The 25183-nt window shown below is 58.5% G+C and carries 23 protein-coding genes and 1 pseudogene; 3 read left to right on the forward strand and 21 right to left on the reverse strand.

Features of this window, described 5'->3' with window-relative positions; all coding sequences use genetic code 11:
- Positions 1-98: 98 nt before the first annotated feature.
- The 4 genes from V8Z78_RS21440 to V8Z78_RS21455 form a co-directional block, all read right to left on the reverse strand.
- On the reverse strand, positions 99-1175 hold the full coding sequence (locus V8Z78_RS21440) for an aromatic ring-hydroxylating dioxygenase subunit alpha (protein WP_034354483.1): 1077 nt from the start codon (positions 1173-1175) through the stop codon (positions 99-101).
- A gap of 71 nt (positions 1176-1246) precedes the next feature.
- Positions 1247-2011: a GntR family transcriptional regulator gene (locus V8Z78_RS21445; RefSeq protein WP_046460553.1), complete on the reverse strand. Its 765-nt coding sequence runs from the start codon at positions 2009-2011 to the stop codon at positions 1247-1249.
- 182 nt (positions 2012-2193) lie between these two features.
- A complete protein-coding gene (locus V8Z78_RS21450; protein ID WP_012839889.1) occupies positions 2194-4023 on the reverse strand; it encodes an ABCB family ABC transporter ATP-binding protein/permease in 1830 nt (609 codons plus the stop codon).
- On the reverse strand, positions 3981-4472 hold the full coding sequence (locus V8Z78_RS21455; RefSeq protein ID WP_003068069.1) for a hypothetical protein: 492 nt from the start codon (positions 4470-4472) through the stop codon (positions 3981-3983). The genes V8Z78_RS21450 and V8Z78_RS21455 overlap by 43 nt, the downstream gene beginning before the upstream one ends.
- Before the next feature lie 212 nt (positions 4473-4684).
- Here V8Z78_RS21455 and V8Z78_RS21460 point away from each other — a divergent pair, with 212 nt between their 5' ends.
- Entirely contained in the window at positions 4685-5152 is a 468-nt protein-coding gene (locus tag V8Z78_RS21460; RefSeq protein WP_003068067.1) for an acyl-CoA thioesterase, read from the forward strand.
- A 67-nt stretch (positions 5153-5219) separates the two neighbouring features.
- Here the strand turns inward: V8Z78_RS21460 and V8Z78_RS21465 are convergent, their stop codons facing one another.
- The 14 genes and pseudogenes from V8Z78_RS21465 to argB all read right to left on the reverse strand — a co-directional run bounded on the left by V8Z78_RS21465 (position 5220) and on the right by argB (position 21100).
- Positions 5220-5864, reverse strand: a complete 645-nt coding sequence (locus V8Z78_RS21465; protein ID WP_034362797.1) for a bactofilin family protein — start codon at positions 5862-5864, stop codon at positions 5220-5222.
- A gap of 241 nt (positions 5865-6105) precedes the next feature.
- Positions 6106-6618: a thioesterase family protein gene (locus tag V8Z78_RS21470; RefSeq protein WP_046460552.1), complete on the reverse strand. Its 513-nt coding sequence runs from the start codon at positions 6616-6618 to the stop codon at positions 6106-6108.
- 260 nt (positions 6619-6878) lie between these two features.
- Complete coding sequence (locus tag V8Z78_RS21475; RefSeq protein ID WP_349732087.1) at positions 6879-7673, reverse strand: enoyl-CoA hydratase; 795 nt, start codon at positions 7671-7673, stop codon at positions 6879-6881.
- A 46-nt stretch (positions 7674-7719) separates the two neighbouring features.
- Complete coding sequence (locus V8Z78_RS21480) at positions 7720-8553, reverse strand: acyl-CoA thioesterase (protein WP_057093595.1); 834 nt, start codon at positions 8551-8553, stop codon at positions 7720-7722.
- 37 nt (positions 8554-8590) lie between these two features.
- Complete coding sequence (locus tag V8Z78_RS21485) at positions 8591-9556, reverse strand: alpha/beta hydrolase family protein (protein WP_349732088.1); 966 nt, start codon at positions 9554-9556, stop codon at positions 8591-8593.
- A gap of 14 nt (positions 9557-9570) precedes the next feature.
- Complete coding sequence (locus V8Z78_RS21490; protein ID WP_349732089.1) at positions 9571-10767, reverse strand: acetyl-CoA C-acyltransferase; 1197 nt, start codon at positions 10765-10767, stop codon at positions 9571-9573.
- A 180-nt stretch (positions 10768-10947) separates the two neighbouring features.
- Positions 10948-13350: a 3-hydroxyacyl-CoA dehydrogenase/enoyl-CoA hydratase family protein gene (locus V8Z78_RS21495; RefSeq protein WP_349732090.1), complete on the reverse strand. Its 2403-nt coding sequence runs from the start codon at positions 13348-13350 to the stop codon at positions 10948-10950.
- An 82-nt stretch (positions 13351-13432) separates the two neighbouring features.
- Positions 13433-13876 (reverse strand): DUF2147 domain-containing protein, encoded by a 444-nt coding sequence (locus V8Z78_RS21500; RefSeq protein WP_057093600.1) that lies wholly within the window; start codon positions 13874-13876, stop codon positions 13433-13435.
- Positions 13877-13963: 87 nt separating this feature from the next.
- On the reverse strand, positions 13964-15760 hold the full coding sequence (locus V8Z78_RS21505; protein ID WP_148747928.1) for an acyl-CoA dehydrogenase C-terminal domain-containing protein: 1797 nt from the start codon (positions 15758-15760) through the stop codon (positions 13964-13966).
- Between the two features lie 78 nt (positions 15761-15838).
- The gene (locus V8Z78_RS21510; RefSeq protein ID WP_218895014.1) at positions 15839-16633 is read right to left on the reverse strand and encodes a TetR/AcrR family transcriptional regulator; all 795 of its coding nucleotides are present in this window, start codon (positions 16631-16633) and stop codon (positions 15839-15841) included.
- Between the two features lie 187 nt (positions 16634-16820).
- Positions 16821-17517, reverse strand: a pseudogene (gene slmA, locus V8Z78_RS21515) (nucleoid occlusion factor SlmA).
- A 176-nt stretch (positions 17518-17693) separates the two neighbouring features.
- Entirely contained in the window at positions 17694-19193 is a 1500-nt protein-coding gene (locus tag V8Z78_RS21520; protein WP_057093607.1) for a sensor histidine kinase, read from the reverse strand.
- A gap of 130 nt (positions 19194-19323) precedes the next feature.
- Complete coding sequence (locus V8Z78_RS21525; RefSeq protein WP_003068054.1) at positions 19324-20043, reverse strand: response regulator transcription factor; 720 nt, start codon at positions 20041-20043, stop codon at positions 19324-19326.
- A 157-nt stretch (positions 20044-20200) separates the two neighbouring features.
- Positions 20201-21100 (reverse strand): acetylglutamate kinase, encoded by a 900-nt coding sequence (gene argB, locus V8Z78_RS21530; protein WP_003068053.1) that lies wholly within the window; start codon positions 21098-21100, stop codon positions 20201-20203.
- 370 nt (positions 21101-21470) lie between these two features.
- Here argB and V8Z78_RS21535 point away from each other — a divergent pair, with 370 nt between their 5' ends.
- Positions 21471-21929, forward strand: coding sequence for an MraY family glycosyltransferase (locus tag V8Z78_RS21535; protein WP_349732091.1), 459 nt, complete (start codon positions 21471-21473; stop codon positions 21927-21929).
- On the forward strand, positions 21895-22353 hold the full coding sequence (locus tag V8Z78_RS21540; protein ID WP_349732092.1) for a hypothetical protein: 459 nt from the start codon (positions 21895-21897) through the stop codon (positions 22351-22353). Before V8Z78_RS21535 ends, V8Z78_RS21540 begins: the two co-directional genes overlap by 35 nt.
- A gap of 55 nt (positions 22354-22408) precedes the next feature.
- Here the strand turns inward: V8Z78_RS21540 and V8Z78_RS21545 are convergent, their stop codons facing one another.
- From V8Z78_RS21545 to V8Z78_RS21555, 3 genes are read right to left on the reverse strand one after another with little or no spacing between them, the layout of a single operon-like run.
- Positions 22409-23167: a glycosyltransferase family 2 protein gene (locus tag V8Z78_RS21545; protein WP_349732093.1), complete on the reverse strand. Its 759-nt coding sequence runs from the start codon at positions 23165-23167 to the stop codon at positions 22409-22411.
- The gene (locus V8Z78_RS21550; protein ID WP_349732094.1) at positions 23160-24275 is read right to left on the reverse strand and encodes a glycosyltransferase family protein; all 1116 of its coding nucleotides are present in this window, start codon (positions 24273-24275) and stop codon (positions 23160-23162) included. Before V8Z78_RS21550 ends, V8Z78_RS21545 begins: the two co-directional genes overlap by 8 nt.
- 9 nt (positions 24276-24284) lie before the next feature.
- The gene (locus tag V8Z78_RS21555; RefSeq protein WP_349732095.1) at positions 24285-25049 is read right to left on the reverse strand and encodes a hypothetical protein; all 765 of its coding nucleotides are present in this window, start codon (positions 25047-25049) and stop codon (positions 24285-24287) included.
- Positions 25050-25183 lie beyond the last annotated feature (134 nt).

The raw sequence follows: 25183 nt of genomic DNA on the forward strand, positions 1-25183 counted from the left end.
TAGCAAGGGCAGCGCTGCCTATGGGCATCGCTGACTCCGATTCGAGGAGCTGCAAGATTACTCCATCTACAGACATGATCTACCCCGCCTGCGGCCGTTCAGGCCAGCGCCGCAACGCGCGACTCGCTTTTCTCTTCGTCGATCAGGCGCTCGATGATCTTGCGCGACTGCACGCCGCCGGCATCGATATTGAGCTTGAGCAGTTGACGCTGCGGATAGTCCTCAAGGTTGCGCTGCTGCAGCTCCAGCATTTCCAGGTCTTCGCTGAAGATCTTGTGCTGGCCTTGCTTGATGGCCGCCGTCACCGATGCATCGCCGGGATTGAACTTGCGCGCCATGCCCCAGAAGTACCACATGCTGCCATCGGTCTCCGGAGTGATGAAGTCCACCACCATGCTGTAGACCTTGTGCTCGTCAGCGGCGTCATAGCCGCCCTTGCCGGCATGCGCCACACCGACCTCAATCAGCACATGGCTGGGAGGAGTGAAGCGGCAGACCTGCCAGCGGTCCACAGGCACGTCATCGGCCAGACCATTGCTGCGCAATGCCATCTTCCAGAACGGAGGTGCCTCGATGTTCTCCATGAAGCGGCTGGTGACCACCTCGCTGTCGCCCATGACCTCGGTCTTGCAGGGCGTCTCGTCGATCTCGGCCTGACCGATGCTGCTGGCATGCACATAGGTTTCATGGGTCAGGTCCATGAGGTTGTCGATCATCAGGCGATAGTCGGCCTTGATGTGGAACAGCCCGCCGTCATAGGCCCACTCGGGGTTGTCATGCCATTGCAGATCCGGGATCAGCGCTGCATCGGCCGCATCCTTGTCACCCGGCCAGACCCAGACAAAGCCGTAACGCTCTTCCACCGGATAGCTTTTGATGGCAGGAAAGCCGCGCACGCGCTGGCCGGGCATGGCAACCGTCTTGCCGTCGCAGCCCATCTCCAGCCCGTGATAGCCGCAGACCAGCTTGCCTTCGCAGACGCGGCCCAGCGACAGCGGTGCGCCGCGATGCGGGCAGAAGTCCTCGACGGCGGCCATCTTGCCTTCCAGGGCGCGGTAGAAAACCATGCGCTCACCACAGATCTGGCGCCCCAGCGGCTTGTCCGTGACTTCGGCCGCAGTGGCAGCAACATACCAGGTGTTGCGAGGATAGGTGGGCTGTGCTTGCTTGCTCATCGTGGGTGTCTCCTTGTATTTATCGGTCGGGGTCTGGTCCGGGCACCGCCTGCTGCGCCACGGACCGGGTATCAGCGGCTGGCGCGAATCAGTTGCGCACCGGGTACGCGCGTGGTCTCGGGCGAGCGCATGGCTTCGCGCAGGTTGCGCCGCGCAATGCGTGAGTGCTCTTTCATCAGCGCCTCGGCACGCGCGCCTTCGCGGTGCTCGATGGCGTCAATCACTTCACGGTGCTGCTCCTGCGCCAGAATCAGGCTGCGCAGCGCGCGCGGCGACTCGGAGTCGGCCACCACAAAGCCCGAGGGGGAGGCAAAGGGCAGGCGCTTGACCCGCTCCAGCTCGCGCTGCATGAAACTGCTGCCCGACATCTCCAGCAGGATGTCGTGAAATTCGGAGTTCAAGGCCACATAGGCGGAAAACGCTTCGTCGCCCCAGTTCAGGGCATCCAGCACACGGTCGATGGCATCCAGACAGCGCGCGGCTCTCGCCAGCAGGGCTTCATCGACCCCGCGCTCGGCCGCCATGCGCGCCGCCAGACCTTCCAGCGTGCCGCGCAGCTCGATGGCGTCCGAGACATCGGCTTCGGACAGCACGCGCACCTTGTAGCCGCGCCCGCCGGACGTGGCCTCCAGCATGCCCTCCTGCTCAAGCCGCATCAGCGCTGCACGTATGGGAGTGCGGGAGATACCCAGACGCTCGGCCAGCACCAGCTCGGAGATGCGCTCTCCGGCCGCCATCTCGCCGGCAAGAATCATTTCGCGCAGCTGCAGCTGCGCCTTCACGACCTGGGAATGGTTTTCTTCCGCTGCAGCAGCGGGGGCAATGGAGGGTGGCATGTCTCGCGGGGTATTTAGTTCTTGTCAGACGGAAGAAATGTATACATAAAAATCAAAAAACAGTGATTTAATTGCTAATCCAAGGGTAAATACCTAACAACATGTATACATATAAGCAAAGCAGTCAAAAAGAAAGCCACCCGAAGGTGGCTTATCAAACGTCTGGCGAGAGGCCGCCGCACTCAGGCGGGAATCTCCGATGACTCCTGCTGATTGAGCTGCATATTCCACATGCTGGAGTAACGCCCTCCGGCGGCCAGCAGCTCCTCGTGCGTGCCGCGCTCGATGATGCGGCCGCTGTCCATGACCAGGATTTCATGCGCTTCGACCACGGTGGACAGGCGGTGGGCAATGACCAGCGATGTCTTGCCCTGCGCCGCGCTGCGCAGCTCGTTCTGGATGGCACGCTCGTTGGCGCTGTCCAGTGCCGAAGTCGCTTCGTCGAAGATCAGGATCGGCGGATTCTTGAGCAGGGTGCGTGCGATGGCCACACGCTGCTTTTCACCGCCCGAGAGCTTGAGGCCGCGCTCACCCACACGCGTGGCATAGCCCTGGGGCGTGCGCTCGATGAAGTCATGGATGCGCGCAGCCTTGGCCGCTGCAACCACCTGCTCCTGCGTGGCGCCCGGCTGGCCATAGGCGATGTTGTAGGCCACCGTGTCGTTGAACAGCACCGTGTCCTGCGGAACAATGCCCACGCAGTGGCGCACGCTGCTCTGGGTCACCGTGCGGATGTCCTGCCCGGCAATGCGCACATGGCCGCCCTGCACGTCATAGAAGCGAAACAGCAGACGCGCCAGCGTGCTCTTGCCCGAACCCGAGGGACCGACCACGGCCACGGTCTTGCCCGCAGGAATGGTGAAGCTCACATCATGCAGTATGGGCCGCGCGCTATCGTAGGCGAACTGCACGTTTTCAAAGCGCACTTCGGGCGGCGGATTGTCGATCTGCAAGGACTGGGCACCGGGCGCATCGGCCACCTCTCGCTCCTTGTCCATGAGCGTGAACATGCGGTTCAGGTCGGTCAGGCTCTGCTTGATCTCGCGGTAGATCACGCCCAGGAAATTCAGCGGGATATAGAGCTGAATCATGAAGGCATTGATCATGACCAGATCGCCCAGCGTCAGCCTGCCGTCGACCACGCCCTGCGTGGCACGCCACAAAATGGCCACCAGCGCCGCACCGATGATGAGCTGCTGGCCGCAGTTGAGCATGGACAGCGTGGTCTGGCTCTTGAGCCGCACGCGGCGCAGGTTCTCTAGGTTCTCGTCGTAGCGCGCTGACTCGAACTGTTCGTTGTTGAAATACTTGACGGTCTCGTAATTGAGCAAGGAATCGATGGCCTTGGTATGGGCCGCCGACTCCTGGGCATTGGCCTCTTTTCTGAAGCGTGTGCGCCACTCCGTCACTGTGACCGTGAAGCCGATATAGAACACCAGCGCTGCCAGCGTGATGACGGCAAACCAGATGTCGAAACGCACGGCCAGAATGCCCAGCACCAGCGCCATTTCAATTAGTGTGGGCAAGATGGAGTAGAGCGAATACGAGATCAGCGACTCGGTGCTGCGCACACCGCGCTCGATGTCGCGCGTCATGCCTCCGGTCTGGCGCTCCAGATGAAAGCGCAGGCTCAGCGCATGCAGATGCTCGAAGGTCGACAGCGCAATCGAGCGCGATGCCCCTTGCGTGGCCTTGGAAAAGACCAGATCGCGCAGCTCGGTGAACATCGTTGAGGAAAACCGCAGCAATCCATAGGCCGCCAGCAGACCCACGGGGACCACCAGCACGGCCTGGGCCTGCCCGGGCTTGATATCCAGCGCATCGACCAGATGCTTGAGCAAGATGGGCACGCCCACATTGGCCAGCTTGGCGCAGATCATGAACGCCAGCGCCGCCAGCGCATGCCATTTGTAGCGCCAGATATAGGGAAAGAGGCGACGCAGCGTGGCGCCGTCTGACTGGTTTGCCGCTACTGCGGCTTCTTCTGGGGTTGCAGGTAACTGTGAACGCATTGTGGGGCTGTGTCGCCCTGCTGGCAGTCGGAGCCGCGGTAGAGGGCGTCTATTTCTATGACGGGAATCGGGGTACCCGCGAATTCTGCCTGTCCCGTCACTTTTGCGCTCACCCAGACCAGGGTGAAGGGCTGCAGCAACTGCCTGTCATACGGGCCAGCACCGCAGGCCTTGAAAAAGCTCGCCTCGCGTGGCCAGGACAGAAAGCCCTGTTCGCTGAACTCGGCATGCAACAGAACCATGCAATCGCGCTGCTCGCCGACCGCCGCTATGGTGCGCAGCCCGCCAGCCCAGCAGACACGCGCATTCAGCGCACCGGCCTGCAAGGCCTGCCTGGGATTCATTGCAGTGAAAGGTCCGGCCAGCGCTGCCGCGCCGGTCAGGGGTTCCGGATGGCAGGAGGGCTGCACGGCCTGCACAGGCGGCTTGAGCGACCTTGCCGATGTCACATCGTCTCTGCCCGATATTGGGGCTTTTACCGGATGGCTGCTGCAAGCCGCCAGCACGACACTCAGGCATCCACAGATCCACCACAAACACCGTCCCATAGTTACCCCCTACTTACTTGCCCGAACCGTCGCTAGTGGCTTTCTCTCGCCAACATGGTAGAAACCCGATGTTGAGGGACAATTCAATCTTTCCATTCGTGTCACAGATTTCCATGCCTCCCCGTTCGCCCGACCTTCCCAGCGTTGCCCTGCCCGCCGACAAGGAACTGGTCCTCAAAGTCGTGCCCATGCCTGCCGATGTCAATGCCAATGGCGACATCTTCGGTGGCTGGGTCATGGCGCAGGTGGACCTGGCCGGCTCGGTGCTGCCTCAGCGCATCAGCCACACCCGCATGGTGACTGTGGCCGTCAACGAGTTCATCTTCAAGCAGCCCGTGCGCGTGGGCGACATTCTGTCCTTTTACGCGGGCGTGCAGCATGTGGGTCGCACCTCGGTCGCTGTGGATGTGGAAGTCTTTGCCGAGCGCTTTTCCGACCAGGGCAAATATGTGAAGGTGACCGAGGCCCGCCTGACCTATGTGGCCATTGATGCCACCGGCAAGCCCCAGTCTCTGCCTGATACCGAGCAGACACGTGCCTGGCGCGAGAAACTCCAGGCTCAGGCGGCCGCCAAGAGCTGATCCATGCATCGAGCATGAAAAAAGCGACCTCTAGCGGTCGCTTTTTTCATGGGCTGTGCGCAGAGATTCAGGCGACAGCAGCGCTACCCGTGGTTTCACTGCTGCTGGCTGCAGCTGTCGCCGTGCTGCTGCCGGCACTGCTCTTGCTCCAGGCGGAAGCGGAGGCATTGCTGGAACTGCTGGTGCCGGAACGGGTTCCCGCTTCGATCTGCCCCGTCAACTCGCCACCCTCTTCGATCACCACCTTGCCATAGCGGATCGTGCCGCTGACCTTGCCGGAGCCATAGATCACCAGCTTTTCGCGCACCGTGAGAGTACCGTCGAACTTGCCGTGGATTTCTGCAATATCGATCTCGGCCGTACCGTGAAACGCCCCCTGCTCGGCAATCTTGATGACGCGGGAGTTCATGGTCGCCTCAACCGTTCCCTCCACGACCAAGGTATCGCAGTCCGTGATTTCCACGCCCTTGAGCTTGATGTTCGGACCGACGGTCAGCTTGCTGCCACCGTTTTCCTCCGCAACAGGCGCGGTGGGAGCAGCAGTCGCAGCCGCACGCATGGGGCTGGATGGTGCCGTGCCAAGGCCCGCGTTACTCAGGGAGCTGGCGCCAGATGTCGCAGCGGTATTCGCTGTCGAAAGCCCGGTGACGGAACTGCGTGAAGGAAAGTTATCGTTATCGCGTTTGCCGAAGAACGGGTTTTGCACAGCCATGGCGGGAATCTCCTAGTCAGAAAGTGCCATCCTATGCAGCATAAGTAGCAACATTTACCGTCATCTCGCAATAACGGTAAGCAAAGCTTTCACAAGTTTCAGTTACTTGCATGCATTGCCTGATCTCACACAATGAAAGATTTGGCAGCATCCGGGCAAGCGTTCACTTGCCTGTCTTTGAGGCACTTTTTGCTGCCAGCCCATATTTCGCCGGCGCTTTACGCTCTCGTTTCAGAGATCGTCAAGAGACGATATAGGCCGCCGTGCCGGTAGAGAGCAACTCACCATCCACCGACAGAAACTCCATCTGAGTATTCGCCACCCGCGAGCCCAGGCGCAGCACTCTGGCCGTGAGCAGAAATTCCTTGCCGATGCCGGGGCGCATGTAGTCCACACGCAGATCGATTGTGCCCAGCCGGGAAAAACGATGCAGTCTTTGCGCGGGCGTATCGTCCATATGCTTGGCCGCAATGGCCGCCATCACAGCCAGCCCGCCCATGGAGTCCAGGCCGGCGCTGATCACGCCGCCATGAATGCGCTGGTAGGCCGAATGCCCGATCAGATCAGGTCGCATGGCGATATGCCCCTGCACCAGCGTGGGCGTGATCTCGCCGATCTTCAGACCGATAGTCTGGTTGAAGGCCACGCGCGTTTCAAAGATCTCTCGCAAGCCGGAGATGAACTCAGGCTCGAACTGCACGGGCTCGGCGATTTCCTGCGCTGAATGACGGGACGATACGGACCTGGATGTCATAGGCAACCCTGAAAAGAGGTCAAAGAAAAATCGCCCGGCAAGGGGCGATTCTCAGATCGGCACTGGTACAAGCTGGCGAAGCTGGCCCGGATTCGACACATGCCGAAATCCGGATAGCGCTTTGGGTAACACCGCCACCCATCGCTGCGCTCGTCTTGCTGCCGCAATGTCTGACTTCAGCACTGGCTGAAGTCAGGGTGGCGTTTTTGGCGAAATCGCCCCCCATCGCTGCGCTCGTCTTGCTGCCGCAATGTCTGACTTCAGCACTGGCTGAAGTCAGGGTGGCGTTTTTCCATGAAGGCCGTCAGTGCTTCCTTGGCCGCGGGCTCGCGCAGCATGCGGGCGAAGACCGCGCCCTCTTCCACGATACGCTCGCCCACTGCCTTGGCCTGGCCGCCCTTCATCAGGCGCTTGGTCTCGATCAGCGAGGACAGGGGTTTGCGCGCCAGCTTCCTGGCCTGGGCCTGTGCCAGGGCATTGCATTCGCTGGGCGCTACCACGCGGTTGATCAGGCCCACCTCCAGCGCGGCTTCTGCCATGAAGGGCTCTCCCAGCAGCAGGGCTTCGGCGGCGCGGTGATAACCCAGCATCTGGGGCAGAAGTAGGCTGGATGCCGCTTCGGGGCATACGCCCAGGTTGATGAAGGGCAGCGAGAATGCGGCGTTATCGCCGGCATAGACCAGATCGCAGTGCAGCAGCAGCGTGGTGCCAATGCCCACGGCCGGACCACAGACGGCAGCAATCAGAGGCTTGGGGAAGGCCGAGACTTCCTGCAGAAAACGCCACACGGGCGCATCGGCCCCCATTGCACCGGGGGTTGAGGCCTGCTTCAGGAAGTCCGCAATATCGTTGCCTGCGCTGAAGATGGCGATGTCGCCCTGAAACACCACCACGCGCACGCCTGCGTCGACCTTGGCCGCGGCCAATGCATCCGCCATCTGGGTATACATGGCCTCGGTGAAGGAGTTCTTCTTCGCCGCACGGTTGAAGGTGATGGTGCACACGCCCTCTTCGGTGTGCACCAGGATGTCCTGGCTATCCTGGGTATTGCTCATGGTCTTGCCTTGTAAATGATGTGAACAGCTTGCCGGTTTCGGCGCGCTATTCCTTGTAGTAAACAATCTGGTGGCTGGTCGCCAGCATCTGACCGGACTGGTTCCACAGCTGGGCCGTCTGGTCAAAAAAGCCGTTGCGGAACTCCTGCCCTCGCGCCTGCGCCAGCAGCAATCCGTCACCTGCTGCAGCCAGCTCCTCGCGTCCGGCATGGAAGTAGACAGTGATGGACACCGTACCCGCCGGCACGCGCTTGGCGCGGCGCAACCACGCCCGTGGAAAGAACACATCGGAGACTGCAGCCAGCGACGCGAAATCCAGCGGACGCGGCGGATTGTCCCTCACCCAGAGTCGCGTCAGACTGTCGCGCTCGGCCCCGTCCTCATCACGCGGCAGGATTCCGGCCACAAATCGCATCTCATAGCGGGTCAGCCACTCGGAGGCCTTGAACAGCGGCGGCACTCGCTCCACCTCGGCTGCAGCCTGAACCTCGGGCATGGGCATATCGCTGACGCTCCAGGTCTGACGGCGTACCGCCGTCACGGCTGTGGCCGTGGTCACGACCTGCGGCTGGCCCTGGGCATCGGGCTGGGTGATGGTCAGCAGCCAGTGCTGGGTAGAGCGGTTGGTACGCACCGGGTTGGCGTCGATCTCAAACGTACCCGGCCCCACGGCTGCCGCATAGTTGACGGTGATGGACAGCGGATCGCCCAGACACTGAGGGTGTTGCTGAATGGCCTGCACCAGGCTGGCCGCCGTGATGCCGCCATAAGGGCCGACCATATTCCAGTAATCGGGCGAAGCCGTTCCCTGGTACTGATTGGGCACGCCCGTAGCGCTCAGCGCTACGGCACGATCAAAGGGGTGGAGGTCTGTGCTCATGATTGGCAGTGTTGCCCAAGGGCGGGAATGAAAGCCGTCAAACAGGTGACTCATGCGGCCCGAACAAGGGTTTGCCTGGACCGCGATCACCCTCGCGCCAACTCTGCAGCAAAGGCAGCAGGGGCTGCCACAGTAGCTCGCGCATCTCTTCCTTGAAATACCCCAGATGGCCTATGCGTCCGGCAGGAGCCAGCCCCGGGTCCACTCGCTCCAGCGTGCTGGGCGCACTTTTGTACCAGTCCACCAGCGCTTGCACGCTGGCCAGCGACATCATTTCGTCGTCCTCGAAATACAGCGCATGCAAGGGGTAGTGGGCTGCTGCATAGGCCTCGGCCGCCCAGCGCCCCTCCACCCCCATGGCGTACAGAGGATTCAGGCACCAGCGACGCCATTGCCAGATCACGCCTGCCGGCAGATCGCCCACAATGCCCAGCTTGCGTCCGGGAAACGCGCCATACAAGGCCGTGACCAGCGGGGCGACACCCCACCAGAACAGCCTGATCATGCGCCGGGTGGGCGCCGCGTTATCGCGCCAGTAGCCACTGCCGCTGCCCACGGACAGCAAGCCGTTGATGGGCAGGGGGATGGAAGCCAGTCCCGGCAGTTGCGAGCCCACGCTATGGCCGATCCAGATCAGCGGCTGCTCGGGAAACTGCTGCTTGAGCTGCGCTGCCACCAGCTCGCAGTCCTTGGCCCAGTCCAGCAGGTCGGCCCTGGCGTCGCGCAGCGGCACCTGCAGCGACAGGCCATGGCCACGGTAGTCGAAGGTGGTGACGCCGTAGCCCTGCTCCGCGAGCCAGCGGGCAAAGGCCTGGTAATAGCTCTGCTGCACGCCCATGGCGCCAGCCACCACCACCTGCGCCAGCGGCGCTACCGCCCTGGGCTGACACTGGCGCAGCGCCAGATGGGCCGAACCCACGGAGATGGGCAAGGCCATCTCCGTCCATTGCACGGCGGCTTGCAGCGGAACCGACACAGAGGCTTGCGACTGGGCGGTATGCATGGCGGCTGCGGCGTTCAGACGCGCTCGAAGATGCCTGCCGCGCCCTGGCCCATGCCCACGCACATGGTCACCATGCCGTACTTGAGCTGCTTGCGTTGCAGCGCATGCACCACGGTGGCGGCACGGATGGCACCGGTTGCCCCCAGGGGATGGCCCAGCGCAATTGCACCGCCCATGGGGTTGACCTTGCTCTGGTCCAGACCCAGGGTGTTGATGACGGCCAGGGACTGGGCCGCAAAGGCCTCGTTGAGCTCGTACCAGTCGATATCGTCCTGCTTGAGACCTGCATAGCGCAGCGCGGCGGGAATGGCCTCGATGGGGCCAATGCCCATGATGGCGGGCGGCACGCCCTTGCTGGCATAGCTGACAAAGCGCGCCAGCGGCGTCAGGCCAAAACGCTTGACAGCATCGCCGCTGGCAATGATCAAAGCGCCCGCTCCGTCGCTGGTCTGCGAGCTATTGCCCGCAGTGACCGTGCCGCGCGCCGCAAACACGGTGCGCAGCTTGGCCAGGCCTTCCAGGCTGGTATCGGGGCGCGGGCCTTCGTCCAGACTCACGGTGCGCGTGCTGGTCACGGTTTCGCCCGTGGCGATATTCAGAGTACGGTCGGTGACTTCGATCGGCGTGATCTCTGCGGCGAACTCGCCGGCCTGCTGCGCGGCGATCGCGCGGCGGTGCGATTCAAGTGCAAACGCATCCTGCGCCTCGCGCGAGACCTTCCACTGCTGGGCCACCTTCTCTGCCGTCAGGCCCATGCCGTAGGCAATGCCCACATCGCCATCGCGCTCGAAGATGCTGGGCGAGAGGCTGGGCGCATTGCCCATCATGGGCACCATGCTCATGCTCTCCACACCGGCAGCAACCATCACATCGGCTTCACCGATGCGGATACGATCCGCCGCCATGGCAACGGCCGACAGACCGGAGGCGCAGAAACGGTTGACGGTGATGCCGCCGATGCTGGTGGGCAGTCCTGCCAACACGGCACCGATACGCGCCACGTTCAGGCCCTGCTGGGCTTCGGGAATCGCGCAGCCGCAGACGATGTCCTCGATCGCCTTGGGGTCCAGGCCAGGCACCTGGGCCAGCGCCGCCTTGAGCGTGGTGGCCAGCAGATCGTCGGGACGGTAGTTGCGGAAAAAACCCTTGTGCGAGCGCCCGATGGGAGTGCGTGTGGCAGCAACGATATAGGCGTCTTGTACTTGTTTCATGACCAAATTCCTTGGTTGTCTCTTAGCTCTTTAACCTGTGTGCGAGGCTTCAATGACTTCGCGGCGCATACCAGCAGCCAGCGAGCAAGGGCCGCCCCGCAGCGTTGCTGGCGTCCCCCTTCCCGCAACGCGAGAGAAGGGGGAAGGCGCGCAGCGACTCAGGGGGATGCTCATATCAAATCAGTTGCGAACCGGCTTGCCGGTGTTCAACATGCCCAGGATTCGTTCATGGGTCTTGGGGTGGGCAATCAGATGACAGAAGGCCTTGCGCTCCAGGCTCATCAGATAGGCCTCATCCACCAGCGTGCCGGCATCGACATCGCCGCCGCAGACCACATTGGCGATCAGGCCCGCAATATGCTGGTCGAACTCGCTGATGAAGCCGCCGTCGCGCATATTGACCAGCGAACCCTTGATCGTGGCCTGGCCGCTGCGGCCCGCCACGGGAAAGCTGCGCTTGTGCGGCGCACGCCAGCCGCCGGCCGCCATGGCCTTGGCCTCGTTGATGGCGACAAACAGCACCTCGTCCTTGTGGGCCACGACGATGTCGCTGTCCAGCAGATAGCCGAGCTTGCGCGACTCCAGCGCGCTGGTCCCCACCTTGGCCATGGCCGCGGCCGTGAAGCCTTCGGTCAGGAAGGGCAGCAAATCCTTGCCGGTGCTGGTGGCGGCATTTTCGGCAGCGCGGCGGGCGATATAGGTCAGGCCGCCAGCGCCGGGCACCAGACCCACGCCGACTTCCACCAGGCCGATGTAGCTTTCCATATGGGCCACGCGGCGCGCCGAGTACACCGCCATCTCGCAGCCGCCACCCAGCGCCAGCCCGTGAATGGCAGACACCACGGGCACCTGTGCATAACGCAGGCGCAGCATCAGGTTCTGCAGCTCCTGCTCGATGCTCTCGATGGCGTCCGCCCCACCGATCACAAAGGCAGGCATGGTGGCCTCCAGGTCGGCGCCCACGCTGAAGGGCGCATCGCCGGACCAGATGACCATGGCGTCGAAGTCGCTCTCGGCCGTATCCACCGCCTCCATCAGACCCTCCATGACTTCGGGGCTGATGGCGTGCATCTTGTTCTTGATGCTGGCGACCAAGACCTTGCCGTCCAGCGTCCAGGTGCGCAGCGCCCTGGTTTCGGCAATCGTCGTGCCAGCCGTCTCCCAGTCGGGCAGATCGGTTTCACCCAGCAGCTTCTCGGGGAAGAGCTGGCGCTCGTACACGGGCAGCATACGGCGCGGCACGAACCTGTTCTGCGCAGGGCTCCACGAGCCATTGCCGGTGTGTACTCCGCCGGCCTCGGCCACCGGACCTTCGAAGACCCATTGAGGCAGCGGCGCCTTGCACAGCGCCTTGCCGGCGTCGATGTCCTCCTGGACCATCTTGGCCACTTCCAGCCAGCCGGCTTCCTGCCATAGCTCGAACGGGCCCTGCTTCATGCCGAAGCCCCAGCGCATGGCCTGGTCCACATCGCGTGCGCAGTCGGCAATGGATTGCAGGTGCACGGCGGCATAGTGGAAGCTGTTGCGCAAAATGGCCCAGAGGAACTGCCCCTCCTTGCCCTCGGCATTGCGCAGCAGTTTCAGGCGCTCTGCAGCGGGCTTCTTGAGCATGCGGCCGTAAACCTCATCGGCCTTGCCGCCTGCGGGAATGTAGTCCTCGCTGTCGAGCTCGAACTGGAAGATGTCACGGCCGACCTTTTTGTAGAAGCCCTTCTTGGTCTTCTGGCCCAGGTTGCCCAGCTCGATCAGCTTGGCCAGTACGGGCGGCGTGCCGAAGCTGCCATAGAAGGGGTCGGTCTCCAGGCTCAGATTGTCTTGCAGGGTCTTGACGACATGGGCCATGGTGTCCAGGCCCACCACGTCGGCAGTGCGGAAGGTGCCCGAGGAGGCACGGCCCAGCTTCTTGCCCGTGAGGTCGTCCACCACGTCGAAGGACAGACCGAAGTTCTCGACCTCCTTCATCGTGGACAGCATGCCGGCGATGCCGATGCGGTTGGCGATGAAGTTGGGCGTGTCGTGCGCTCGCACCACGCCCTTGCCCAGCGTGCTGGTGACAAAGGCTTCGAGCTGATCCAGCACCTCGGCCTGCGTGGTGGGCGTGTTGATCAGCTCCACCAGCTGCATATAGCGCGGCGGGTTGAAGAAGTGGATGCCGCAAAAGCGCGGCTTGATGGCGTCGGGCAAGGCCTCGGACAGCTTGGTGATCGACAGGCCCGAGGTATTGGACGCCAGCAGCGCGTGCTTGGCGACGAAGGGAGCGATCTTGTGATACAGGTCCAGCTTCCAGTCCATGCGCTCGGCAATGGCCTCGATCACCAGATCGCAGCCCTTGAGCAGCTTCATATGCTCTTCGTAGTTGGCCGCCTGAATCAGCTCCACATCATCGGCCACGCCGATCGGCGAAGGCTTGAGCTTCTTCAGATTGGCAATGGCACGCTCTGCAATGCCGCTCTTGGAGCCTTCCTTGGCCGGCAGGTCGAACAAAATGACCGGCACCTTGACGTTGACCAGATGGGCGGCGATCTGCGCACCCATCACGCCCGCGCCCAGCACGGCGACTTTTTTCACATTGAATCGGGACATGAGCTATGTTCCATTAAGGGCCAGCGGCCTTGCCACGGACAAAGCATGGGACTGAGGCGCTGGCTGTTTTCTGTCTTGAGATTTACTGAACGCGGATCCAGGTCTGGGTACGCCAGAAAGGACCGATGGAGCCGCGCACTTCCAGCTTCTGGCCTGCATCGACGGGCGTCAGGCGCACGGTATAGGTCTTGCCGTTTTCGGGATCGAGAATCCTGCCGCCTTCCCAGACCTCCTTGCCCTCGACCTTTTTGACGCCGCTGATCAGCGTCATGCCCACCACAGGCTTGTCCTTGAGCTCGTCCTTGCACTCGGTGCACAGCGCATTCGGGTCCGCGCCCTTGCGCAGCAGGGCCTCGACCTTGCCCGTGACCACGCCTCCGGCCTCGGTGATCTTCACCTGCGCCTTGGGCGTGTTTTCCTTTTCATCCATGCTGCGCCAGGTGCCCACGGGCGACATCTGCGCCCAGGCGGCCGACATGCAGCCCGCTATCAATACCAGAGCCGCTACCGCTTTGATCTTCTTCATTTCCTAGTCCTTTATATTCAAAACAAGGGATGAATAGGCGCATACAGCTACTCTTTCAATAGCATTACAGCATGCGCCTGCGGAACATCAGGCCAGGGCCGCGTCACTGTCCATCAGCGACTGGCTGCCGGCGCGCGCGGTGCGCATCAGCGTCGCCGTCTCGGGGAACAGCTTGGCGAAGTAAAAGCGCGCGGTCTGCAGCTTGCCCTGGTAGAAGGGATCGGCATTGCCGGCTGCGATCTCGCGCAGCGCCACCTGGGCCATGCGAGCAAACAGGTAGCCAAAGACCAGATGGCCCGCCACACGCAGATAGTCCACGGCCGCAGCGCCGACTTCATCGGGGTTTTGCATGCCCTTGAAGCCGATCTCGGTGGTGAACTTGGTCATCTGCTCGCCCAGCACGGCAATGGGTGTGATGAACTCGCTCATCTTCTCGTTGACGCCCTCTTCCTCCACCAGTTGAGCGATCAGTTTGCCGAACTTCTTGAGCGTCGCGCCCTGGTTGCCCAGGATCTTGCGGCCCAGCAGATCCAGCGCCTGGATGCCGTTCGTGCCTTCATAGATCATGTTGATGCGCGCATCGCGCACAAACTGCTCCATGCCCCATTCCTTGATGAAGCCGTGGCCGCCGAAGACCTGCTGGCTCAGCGTCGTCGCCGTCCAGCCGTTGTCGGTGATGAAGGCCTTGACGATGGGCGTCAGCAGGGCCACCAGCTCGCCGCTGTCCTTGCGCACCTTCTCGTCCGGGTGGTGCAGCTCCTTGTCCAGCAGCAGGCCGCAGAAGGTGGACAGCGCGCGGCCGCCTTCGGCATAGGCCTTGGCCGTGAGCAGCATGCGGCGCACATCGGGGTGGACGATGATGGGGTCGGCCGGCTTGTCCTTGGCCTTCACGCCCGACAGGCTGCGCATCTGCAGGCGGTCCTTGGCATAGGCCAGCGCATTCTGGTAGGCCACTTCGGTCAGCCCGAGAGACTGGTTGCCCACGCCCAGACGGGCCGCGTTCATCATCACGAACATGGCTTGCAGACCCTTGTTGGGCTCGCCCACCAGGGTGCCGATGGCGCCGTCGATATTGATCTGGGCTGTGGCATTGCCGTGAATGCCCATCTTGTGCTCCAGCGCACCGCAGAAAATCGGGTTGCGCTCGCCCAGCGAACCATCGGCCTTCACCTTGAACTTGGGCACCACGAACAAGCTGATGCCCTTGGAGCCGACAGGCGCATCGGGCAGACGCGCCAGCACCAGGTGCACGATGTTGCTGGTGAAGTCATGCTCGCCGGCCGAGATGAAGATCTTGTTGCCGGTGACACGATAGCTGCCGTCCGCCAGCGGCTCGGCCTTGGTGCGCAGCAGACCCAGGTCGGTGCCGCAATGGGGCTCGGTCAGGCACATGGTGCCGGTCCACTCGCCGCTGGTCAGCTTACCCAGATAGGTCTTCTTCTGCTCCGGCGTGCCGTAGGCATGCAGAGCCTCGTAGGCGCCATGCGAGAGACCGGGATACATGGTCCAGGCCTGATTGGCGCTATTGAGCATTTCATACAGCGCCGAATTGAGCACGAAGGGCAGGCCCTGGCCGCCATACTCCGGATCGCAGGACAGTGCCGGCCAGCCACCCTCGATGAATTGCGCATACGCCTGTTTGAAGCCCTTGGGCGTGGTGACCTCGTGGGTCTCCTTGTTCAGCGTGCAGCCCTCTTCGTCGCCGGAGATATTCAAGGGAAAGGTGACATTGGCCGCAAATTTGCCCGCCTCTTCGACCACCGCGTTGATGGTGTCGGCATCGACCTCCGCGTACTTGGGAATCTGCTGATAAGTCTCGGTGACCTTGAAGACCTCGTGCATGAGGAATTGCATGTCACGCAGTGGCGGGTTGTAGCTGGGCATTTGTCGTCTCCTGTGATGGTTGCGCGTTGAACGGTTTGCTTTTTTTGGGGTTGGAACTGACGCAGGTTGTGAATGGCGTCAGGCGGCTGGCGGCTCGCTGGCATAGCGCGCCAGAATGTTGTTGAAGCCTGCATGAGCCCGCTCGATCGAGCCTTCGCTGTGCAGAAAGCGGGCCTCGTAATGCAGGGCAAGAATCAGTCCGTGAATTTCAAACAGCAACTGGCTGGCATCGGCATCGGCACGCAGATCGCCGCATTCCTGGCTTTGCACAATGGTGCGGCGCATGGCGGCCAGCCAGGTGCCGACGGACTCGGCCAGCGCATCGCGCACCGGGCCCGTGCGATCGTCGAACTCCACCGCTCCGCTGATATAGATGCAGCCGGAGTCGATCTCTATGGAGGTGCGCTTCATCCAGTTGCCAAACAGCGCTCGCAGACGCGGAATGCCGCGCGGCGCCTCGATGGCGGGGTAGAAGACTTCCTGCTCGAAACGGTCGTGGTACTCGTGCACCACGGAAATCTGCAGTTCCTCACGCGAGCCGAAATGGGCAAACACACCTGATTTGCTCATGCCCGTGAGTTCGGCAATCGCGCCAATGGACAGGCCTTCAAGGCCGATATGGGTGGCCAGATTGAGCGCAGCCTCGACAATCGTGGCCTTGGTTTGCTGACCTTTTGCGAGAGATCGGCCCGCAGACTTGGTGGCAACCCCCTCCACGGCCTTACTGGGGCTAACCGCAGCTTGCGCCTCGGCGTGCAGCTTGCGAGACTTTGCGCTGGTCTTCCTGCCCGCAGCGCCCCCGCGGCCAGCCGGGTGCGCCACATCCCGACCTGCGGGCGAAGTTGAAGAACGGGAAGCGGAGGACGAAGCCATGAAACTCTCAATAAAACGAACGTTCGTTCTATTTTGCACAATTTCCGGCCGGTTTTAAATCCATCAAGGGTAAATACTTAGCCTTTCCCTGTCAGGACTTTTGCCGACTCAGCTGCCTCGATGCGCAATAAAAAACGCCGCCAGTCCTGAGACTGCGGCGTTCCTGAAAGAGTGCCTGAGGAGCGACTCAGACCACGACCATCATGGCCAGGCTGGCATCCAGGTGCTCGGTGGGCAGGCGGCGGAAGCCCGAGCGGGCATAGCGCTGCAGACGTCCCAGCGCAAACGAGGTCAGCACACTGGCAGCAACCGATGCTTCGGCCGTCGGTGCAGCAGAGCCCATGGCGCCGGCGGCAGGGCGCAGGCATTGGCGCAAGGTGGACTCGATGCGGTCAAAGAACTGGTTCATGCGGGTCTGCAGACGCTCGTGCTCGAAAACGATGGCATCGCCGACCATCACGCGCACCATGCCGGGGTTTTTTTTCGCCAAACTGCAGCAGCAATGCCACCACGCGGTTGGCATTGCGCACGCTCGTGACCGGATCATGCGCGGCCTCGGGCACATCGCGGCCCACAATCTGCTGCACCAGCGTGAAGACGGACTGCTCGATGAACTCGATCAGTCCCTCGAACATCTGGGCCTTGCTGGCGAAGTGGCGGTACAGGGCAGCCTCGCTCACGCTCAGATGGGCAGCCAGAGCTGCCGTGGTGATACGGTCGGCACCGGGCTTTTCCAGCATGGAGGCCAATGCCTGCAGGATTTGCTCGCGGCGTTCGCCGGGCTTGGGGCGCTTGCGCGCAGGAGCCATGGCAGGAGCGGCAGGACTGTCCTCCGCGGGATTTTCAATATTGGAAACAGGCGACAGGACTTCAGACTCAGACATAGGCGACTCAGTATTTATTAGCAATTTTCTCACAGCCAGTTGCACTGTTAAGCACACGACTATCCTTACCGGTAGGTGTCAGGTGCGTCAAACCAACCTTAATACACAGCAGGCTTGCGGTCTCCACCCCGAACTTTCACCCCCGCTCTCACCAACACGCAAGCGTAACCGAGAAATTAACCTTTGAGAGCTTCAGATACCTCATGACTGCCTTCTGAAACTGATTGAACCGGAATTTCAAGTCTTACTAATAGACCTTTACCGAAACTTCCATCTGAAAAACTCAGCACACCTTGATGCAATTGCGTTATTTCATCGGCAATTGCCAGGCCCAGACCGGTTCCTTCTTCAATCACTCCCTGGGCGCGATAGAAACGCTGGGTAATCTGGCTGCGCTCTTCCTCGGGCACGCCGGGCCCGTCATCGTCAACCTCGACAAAAGCCCATTGCTGCACACCCGCGATCTGCAGCAAGGTGGCATCGTCCGTGCCCACGGGCCGGGGGCGCAGACCGCAGCGCAAGGTGACGCTGCCGCCCCTGGGCGTGTACTTGATGGCGTTTTCCACCAGGTTGGAAACCAGTTCGCGCAGCAACCAGCTATGGCCCCAGACCGATGCAGGCTCGACCTCGAGGCCAAAGTCCAGATGCTTGATCGAGGCACGATCGATAAAGGTCTCGAGCATGCTCTCGCAGAGTTCCTTGAGGTCCACCTCCTGCAGCGGCTGCACCTCGGCATTGCGTGCATCGGCACGCGACAGGGCCAGCAACTGACGCGCCAGCTGGGAGGTGCGCCGAGTTGCATCGCGCAACTGCTCGATCTGCTCCACCGTGAGCACGACCTGCGCCGGCTCCCCGGTCCGCTTGGCCAGGCGTCTGGCCTCCTGGCCGCTCAGGGCCCAGGCCTCCACCTGGGTCTGCAAGGCCGCCAGCGGCGTGCGCAGCTGATGGGCCGCATCGGCGACGAAACGGCGCTGGCCTTCGGCCTGGGCATTGACCAGGGAGAACAGGCGATTGAGCGAGTGCACCAGCGGGCGGACCTCGGCTGGCGAGGTCTGCTCGTCGATCGGGCTCAGATCGCGCGGCGAGCGGCGCTCCACCGCCTGAGTCAGCTTGTGCAGCGGCTTGAAGGCCCTGCTCACCGACCAGTAAATGGCCACGGCCGCGCCCGCAATCAGCAGCAGATTGGGCAGCAGCACATGCATCAGCAACTGACGCACCCATTGCTGGCGCACATCGCTGCTGTCGGCCAGCATGACGACCATCTCGCCGGCGCCATAGGTTTCGGCCTTGAGCACGGCAACGCGATAGGTCACACCGTCGTGCTCCTGGCTGTGGAATTCCGCTGTGCCGGTCGCCGGCACATCGAAGTTGATCCAGGTATCGCCTGCCACCACATTGCCCTGCAGATCGCCCACGGCATAGCCTGCTTCATCGCCCTGATTGCGCAGAAAGTCTTCGACGCTTGGCGTCAGCGACACCAGCGGCGGCGTGCCGTCCGCAATCGAGGGCGCGAGCACCGAATCGGCCAGGGCCGGCAGCAAACGCAGCAAACGCTGGTCATGCTGGGTGGAGGCCTCATCGGCGGCGCTGTAGCTGAACCAGCCACCCATGGCCGCCAACAGCATCAGCGGCACCAAAAGCAGAACCAGCAGCCGAAAACGCAGATTGGCGGTCATTAACGTTTATTGAATGAGAAATCGGAGTATTCAATTTTCATAGCTGCAAGCGCTTCATTAATAACCGATTCAGATATATAAATAACTGAATTCCATATCAATCAATCGCAGACAGCTATCAAATAGAGAATCAAACAGATTCAGGCATCAACTCCAGCCGATAACCGAAGCCCCGAATGGAGCGCAGGGCCACGCCATGCGGCTCCAGTTTGCTGCGCAGGCGGGACACATAAACTTCCACGGCATTTGGCGTGATTTCACGGTCCCAACCGGTCAGGGCCTGCAGCAGCTTTTCCTTGCTGGCGGGCTTGGGGGCATTGAGCAGAAGATACTCCAGCACCGTCCATTCACGTGGCCCCAGATCGATGGGCAGCAGCTTGCCTTCAGTTTCGCCTTCCTGCGGCAGCTGGCGTGCGCCGGCCCGGCGGCCCGCCGTATCCAGCTCGATACAGCCAAAGTTCAGGACAGCAGAAGTTGCTGCCTGGGAGCGGCGCATCAGCGCACGCAGGCGCGCCAGCAACTCGGGCAGCTCGAAAGGCTTGACCATATAGTCGTCGGCGCCCCAGTCCAGGCCTTGCACCCGGTCCTGCAGCGCATCGCGCGCCGTGAGGATCAACACCGGCATGGCCTTGCTTTCCACATCGCTGCTGCGCAGGCGACGCGTCAGCTCCAGGCCGTTGATGCCCGGCAGGCCGATATCGATCACCGCCACATCGAACGCTTCCTGGGCCAGCACTTCCAGTGCACGCTCGGCACTTCCCACCCAGTCCACGGCATAACCGGCATCGGAAAGACCCAGCTTGATACCGCTGGCCACCATCACATCATCTTCCACCAGAAGCAAACGCATAAAGTCCTACCTCGCTCAAAAACAAAAGCCGCCCAAAGGCGGCTTGCAGCGGAGTCCTGAGCGCGACTCCACCCGGGAAAGCCCTGCGGCGATGTTAACGCCATATGTGAAAAGTCACTCGAGAAGAGCAACCACATGTCAGGGCCAGACAGGCTCATCAATGGCTGCGAATCATCGTGCCATACGCCTGGTCCGTCAAAATTTCCAGCAGCATGGAATGCGGCACGCGTCCATCGATGATGTGCACCGCATTCACACCCGCCTTGGCAGCGTCCAGAGCGCCCGAAATCTTGGGCAGCATGCCGCCGGAAATCGTACCGTCGGCAAACAGCGCATCAATCTCGCGCGCCGTCAGATCAGTCAGCAGATTGCCGGCCTTGTCCAGAACGCCCGGAGTGTTGGTTAAAAGCACCAGCTTTTCAGCTTGCAACACTGTTGCGAGTTTGCTTGCAACCACGTCGGCGTTGATGTTGTAACTTTCGTTCTCCTCACCAAAACCGATAGGGCTGATCACCGGAATGAAAGCATCGTCCTGCAGCGCCTTCACCACACTGGGGTCGATGGCAACGATATCGCCCACCTGACCCACATCGTGCTCGATGCTCGGATCCTTGTTATCCAGCATCTTGAGCTTCTTGGCACGAATCAAGCCACCATCTCGCCCCGTCAGGCCCACGGCCTTGCCGCCGGCCTGATGGATCAGACCCACGATGTCCTGCTGCACCTCGCCGGCCAGCACCCACTCCACCACTTCCATGGTCTCTTCATCCGTGACGCGCATGCCCTGAATGAATTCACCCTTCTTGCCTAGACGACCCAGCGCCGCTTCAATCTGAGGCCCACCACCATGAACCACCACAGGGTTAATCCCCACCAGCTTGAGCAACACCACATCTTCCGCAAAGTCGGCCTGCAAGGCAGGATCGGTCATGGCATTGCCGCCATACTTGATGACCATGGTCTTGCCATGAAACTTGCGGATGTAGGGCAGCGCTTGCGCGAGGATTTCAGCTTTGTCGCGGGGGGCGATCTGGGTGGTGGGGTCAATGGTGGTCATAGATCAAGGCTCTGTCCCATGGGACAATGTTCAAGTCAGATGGGCTGCATTGTGCCGCAAATGCTCTTGGAGACGAGCAAGATGCCAACTTCCCCGAGTCAGCCTCCCACGATATAAAACAATTCCACGTCCACTCACTCCATGAATTCGATTATTTTCTCTGTTCAAGAGTTATTCAGGTACGACGCGTTCCTTGCAGGTTTAGCCTCCTTTATCACCTGCGTGTTACTGGTTACCACCAAGAAATGGCATGGCAGCCTGTCAATGGACACCACAGACGGCTTGCAAAAATTCCATACCAATCCCACACCTCGAATTGGCGGTATTGCGATTGCCATTGGAGTATTCGTAGGCTATGCAGTATCCAGCCATGGCATCGCCGCAGCAGAAAAACGCGCCATTCTCAGTGCCATACTGCTTGCAGGCATACCAGCCTTTGTTTTCGGCCTCATGGAAGACATCACAAAAAAAAGTCTCCGTCAAGGTGCGCCTGCTAGCCACCATGGCATCCGGCGTGCTGGGCTGGGGAATTACAGGCACTTCGCTGACCCATGTGGATATCTGGGGCATCGACTGGCTGCTGAGCTTCACACTCATTTCCGTCATTTTCACCGCCTTTGCCGTGGGCGGCGTGGCCAACGCCATCAATATCATTGACGGCTTCAATGGCCTAACAGCAGGTACAGCCATTATCATGCTTGCTGCCTTTGGATTTATCGCACGCCAAGTGGGAGATATCCCACTGGCCTTCACCTGCCTCATTATTGCAGGTGCCGTCATGGGATTTTTTTTTAGTGAATTGGCCGGCTGGGAAAATCTTCCTGGGTGACGGCGGAGCCTATTTTCTGGGTTTCATGCTGGCATGGATTTCAGTTCTCCTACCCGAGCGCAACGCCTCTGTTTCACCCTGGACCAGTCTTTTGATCTGCTCCTACCCCATTATTGAGGTCGGATTCAGTTTTGTCAGAAAAACGATTCGAGAAGGCTACCACCCCAGCCAGCCCGATGGCGTGCATCTGCATATGCTGGCCAACAAACGCTGGGCCAAGAAAGCATTCTCTAGCTTTTCCAAGCCTATCCAGAATGGCTTGACTTCACCCTTCCTCTGGATGTATGCAGCCGTGCCCTGCCTGATGGCGGTATTCACCTACCAGAACAAATGGCTGACGGCCACCTGCTTTTTCATTAGCGTTATTTGCTATCTGGCATTTTACAGCAAGCTGGCTTATTTCCGCTGGATTCGAAAAAAATAAAATAATTATAAAAATAGCAAGGTTACATAACCTTGCTATTTTTATCTAACATAGATCAAATAATCCGTTTTCTAATAGCTGAGAATATATAACAAATCATAAAGAAACAGCTATGGAAAAACGATAACCCGACATTCCTTCTATAAATTTTCCATTGCCAGCTCAGGTTCTTTGTTTTTTTCGCAGACAGAGATGTCTTTTGAACTCTATATTCTGCTATCGGACCAGCACTCGGCACAAGATAGGCAAATTGGGCTCTCCTAACCGCCTGTAGCCAAAAAATATAATCCTCATGCCCTTGAGGTAGAAACCTCAAATCCTTGACCAGCTCTCGGCTGACCATTCCGGTCAGATTCCCAATAACATTCCCCATCAACAACCGACGATAACTAACTTGCGCCGGAGGATTAACGACATTCAGTAACTCATGATCAGCAAAACGACGATAAGCGCCATAACTCACAAGCGCATTCGTTTCTTCCATGAATTTGATCTGCTGCTTCAATTTTCCCGAAAGCCATCGATCATCACTGTCTAGAAAAGCCAAATACTTCCCTTTAGCTTGCTCCAAGCCTATATTACGAGACTTGGCAACCCCTTGATTATATGGGCTCACAAAAACTTTAACTCTTGCATCCTTTTGAGCCCATGATTTTGCGATATTTTCCGTCAGATCAGTTGCTGCATCTACAATTATCAAGAGTTCCCAATTATCAATTGTCTGCTTTAAAACTGATTCCACAGCCTCATTAAGCGTATTTTGAGAATTATACGCCGGCATGATAATTGACACCAAGGTTTTCATATCAGTCATTGCGGGCAATTCTTTTCAACCGATTTAAATATTCTCCACCAATCGTCTCTTTCGCATAATTTTTATAATATTTCTCCCATAGATCTCTGGCATTCTTTCCTTTAATACGCAAATCGTCAATATCTAATTGATCTGCCCAGCTCAGTAAAGAATCAATCCCTTCAGATAGAGCCCATCCTGTATTTTCATTGACAACTTTATTCCCAGGGGGTGTTCCATACGTAGTTAGCAATGGGAGCCCCAAGAGCAAATGCTCATAATATTTATTAGGGGATGCAAAGCGATGATTGGGAACTGTTAAATAATAAAATCCCACGACACAATGCATTTCCGATAGTTTTTTCATCCCCTGCTCATGGGTCAATGCACCATAGAATCGAATATTAGAGCAAGATTTTACCTTCTCCAATATTTTTTCTTCTAACGGCCCGTATCCTGCGAAATGTAGCTCGAACTTTTTATTTCCAGAGAATGCCTCCAACAAATTCTCCAAGCCTCTATGCTGCTTTTCCAGAACTCCAAAATAACCTATTTTAATAGGCTCATCCTCCTCTATTAGCAGTTCATCGTGCGGCCAGGAAATATCAGGAACATTCTCAACTATCATGAGATTAGAAGCGGGTTTCAGCCCATGTTGAACCATTCTCGCCTCATCGGCGAGAATGGTCAGATCCGCACATTGCGCCAACTTTCTTTCAATTGCCGAAATAACTTTCCCCAGCCCCCCTCTGATATTCCTTGTATCAGCATAATGATCATAAATATCAAAAACCATTGACTTATTAAAAAGGCGACAAAATATATAAACAAAAATAGCACTTTCCAAATCAACAACATGCACTATTGAAATATTTTTCCTCAAGCCCATCAGAGTTTTAAATACAAAAAAATTCCAAGCCAACAACGCAAAAACATTGCGCCAACGCCCCCCTAAAGCGGCATTACGCTCAAATAAAAAAGTCTCATTTGAGTCAGCATCCCCTCTATCTTGACCACGCGCCCACCCTATAAATTTGACATCAGATCCTGATTGACTGAGGGCTCTAGCATACTTACCCATACGGGCATCCAAATGGGGTAAAAATGCCCTGACAAAAACAATCTTCATGTAAACTTTCTAAATCTCATTCAAAACAGGTGTCTTGGATTTTTTGTTCCTCAAAAGATCATTTTTTAAAAAAGATCTTTGGTAAAAAGCCAAAAAAACCCAAAAAACAAGAATATGCACCGCAGAGAGTTTAATAAATATCAAAAAACACAAACATAAAGAAAAGCAACTCCACCCATTAATCCACAAGAAAGCGATCATCCAACATATGAATAATGGAGCCAAAAACAGTCCGAATTGAGTGATCGCTGTACCATATAAGGTCATGTCATATATTGCATCAAAATACTCAGGAGTCCACTCTCTCAACCCTATAAATCCAAAGCCGAAATTTCGAACATTCTCCTCATTCAACCAAAATTGAAAACTTTGAATTTTATTGGAGGTACTTCCATCATTTCCATTTGTCAGGGATTCTAATCTATTCAGCAAAAAATCGGGCATCCATGAATTTTCATACGCAATGAAAATTGTGGTCAAAAATACAAAGAAACACATGAGGAAAAAAAATCCACCAAATCTCATTGAAAATAAAATTAGAATTATTCCGATTGCCAAAATCATTGAGACAAATGAAAAGGAAAGAATCAAAGAAATTATTCCAATAAAAATCAAAAGATCTAATTTCTTGGTGAAAAATAATTTACAGGCAATTAAAATACTCAGAAATAGCCCATAAATTGCAGGTTCATCATATATTCCTGTAGGCCGATAAATTTCAGAGTAGTTTAGAGCCCTATTCCCCGCCCCTCCCATCCATTCACTAAAATCCAAATCATATGAAAATATATAATACGATATGATCTGCAAAAAAAAATGCGGCGATATTGAAAATCAAGAAGAAGTCAATTATTGAGCATATTCTTTTATCATCTATTTTATTAAAAATATCAGACAATGCGACGTAA

The sequence above is a fragment of the Comamonas sp. wu1-DMT genome, from assembly GCF_040187805.1.
Lineage (GTDB): Bacteria > Pseudomonadota > Gammaproteobacteria > Burkholderiales > Burkholderiaceae_C > Comamonas > Comamonas thiooxydans.

Bases quoted from the DNA above. Each gene is read 5' to 3' on its own strand.
- V8Z78_RS21485 (WP_349732088.1), bottom strand. From the start codon at position 9,556: ATGCATACCGCCCAGTCGCAAGCCTCTGTGTCGGTTCCGCTGCAAGCC.
- V8Z78_RS21535 (WP_349732091.1), top strand. From the start codon at position 21,471: ATGGCATCGCCGCAGCAGAAAAACGCGCCATTCTCAGTGCCATACTGC.
- V8Z78_RS21550 (WP_349732094.1), bottom strand. From the start codon at position 24,275: ATGAAGATTGTTTTTGTCAGGGCATTTTTACCCCATTTGGATGCCCGT.
- V8Z78_RS21495 (WP_349732090.1), bottom strand. From the start codon at position 13,350: ATGTCCCGATTCAATGTGAAAAAAGTCGCCGTGCTGGGCGCGGGCGTG.
- V8Z78_RS21460 (WP_003068067.1), top strand. From the start codon at position 4,685: ATGCCTCCCCGTTCGCCCGACCTTCCCAGCGTTGCCCTGCCCGCCGAC.
- V8Z78_RS21505 (WP_148747928.1), bottom strand. From the start codon at position 15,760: ATGCCCAGCTACAACCCGCCACTGCGTGACATGCAATTCCTCATGCAC.
- V8Z78_RS21520 (WP_057093607.1), bottom strand. From the start codon at position 19,193: ATGACCGCCAATCTGCGTTTTCGGCTGCTGGTTCTGCTTTTGGTGCCG.
- V8Z78_RS21440 (WP_034354483.1), bottom strand. From the start codon at position 1,175: ATGAGCAAGCAAGCACAGCCCACCTATCCTCGCAACACCTGGTATGTT.
- argB (WP_003068053.1), bottom strand. From the start codon at position 21,100: ATGACCACCATTGACCCCACCACCCAGATCGCCCCCCGCGACAAAGCT.
- V8Z78_RS21545 (WP_349732093.1), bottom strand. From the start codon at position 23,167: ATGACTGATATGAAAACCTTGGTGTCAATTATCATGCCGGCGTATAAT.
- V8Z78_RS21450 (WP_012839889.1), bottom strand. From the start codon at position 4,023: ATGCGTTCACAGTTACCTGCAACCCCAGAAGAAGCCGCAGTAGCGGCA.
- V8Z78_RS21510 (WP_218895014.1), bottom strand. From the start codon at position 16,633: ATGGCTTCGTCCTCCGCTTCCCGTTCTTCAACTTCGCCCGCAGGTCGG.
- V8Z78_RS21470 (WP_046460552.1), bottom strand. From the start codon at position 6,618: ATGACATCCAGGTCCGTATCGTCCCGTCATTCAGCGCAGGAAATCGCC.
- V8Z78_RS21490 (WP_349732089.1), bottom strand. From the start codon at position 10,767: ATGAAACAAGTACAAGACGCCTATATCGTTGCTGCCACACGCACTCCC.
- V8Z78_RS21525 (WP_003068054.1), bottom strand. From the start codon at position 20,043: ATGCGTTTGCTTCTGGTGGAAGATGATGTGATGGTGGCCAGCGGTATC.
- V8Z78_RS21465 (WP_034362797.1), bottom strand. From the start codon at position 5,864: ATGGCTGTGCAAAACCCGTTCTTCGGCAAACGCGATAACGATAACTTT.
- V8Z78_RS21445 (WP_046460553.1), bottom strand. From the start codon at position 2,011: ATGCCACCCTCCATTGCCCCCGCTGCTGCAGCGGAAGAAAACCATTCC.
- V8Z78_RS21500 (WP_057093600.1), bottom strand. From the start codon at position 13,876: ATGAAGAAGATCAAAGCGGTAGCGGCTCTGGTATTGATAGCGGGCTGC.
- V8Z78_RS21475 (WP_349732087.1), bottom strand. From the start codon at position 7,673: ATGAGCAATACCCAGGATAGCCAGGACATCCTGGTGCACACCGAAGAG.
- V8Z78_RS21480 (WP_057093595.1), bottom strand. From the start codon at position 8,553: ATGAGCACAGACCTCCACCCCTTTGATCGTGCCGTAGCGCTGAGCGCT.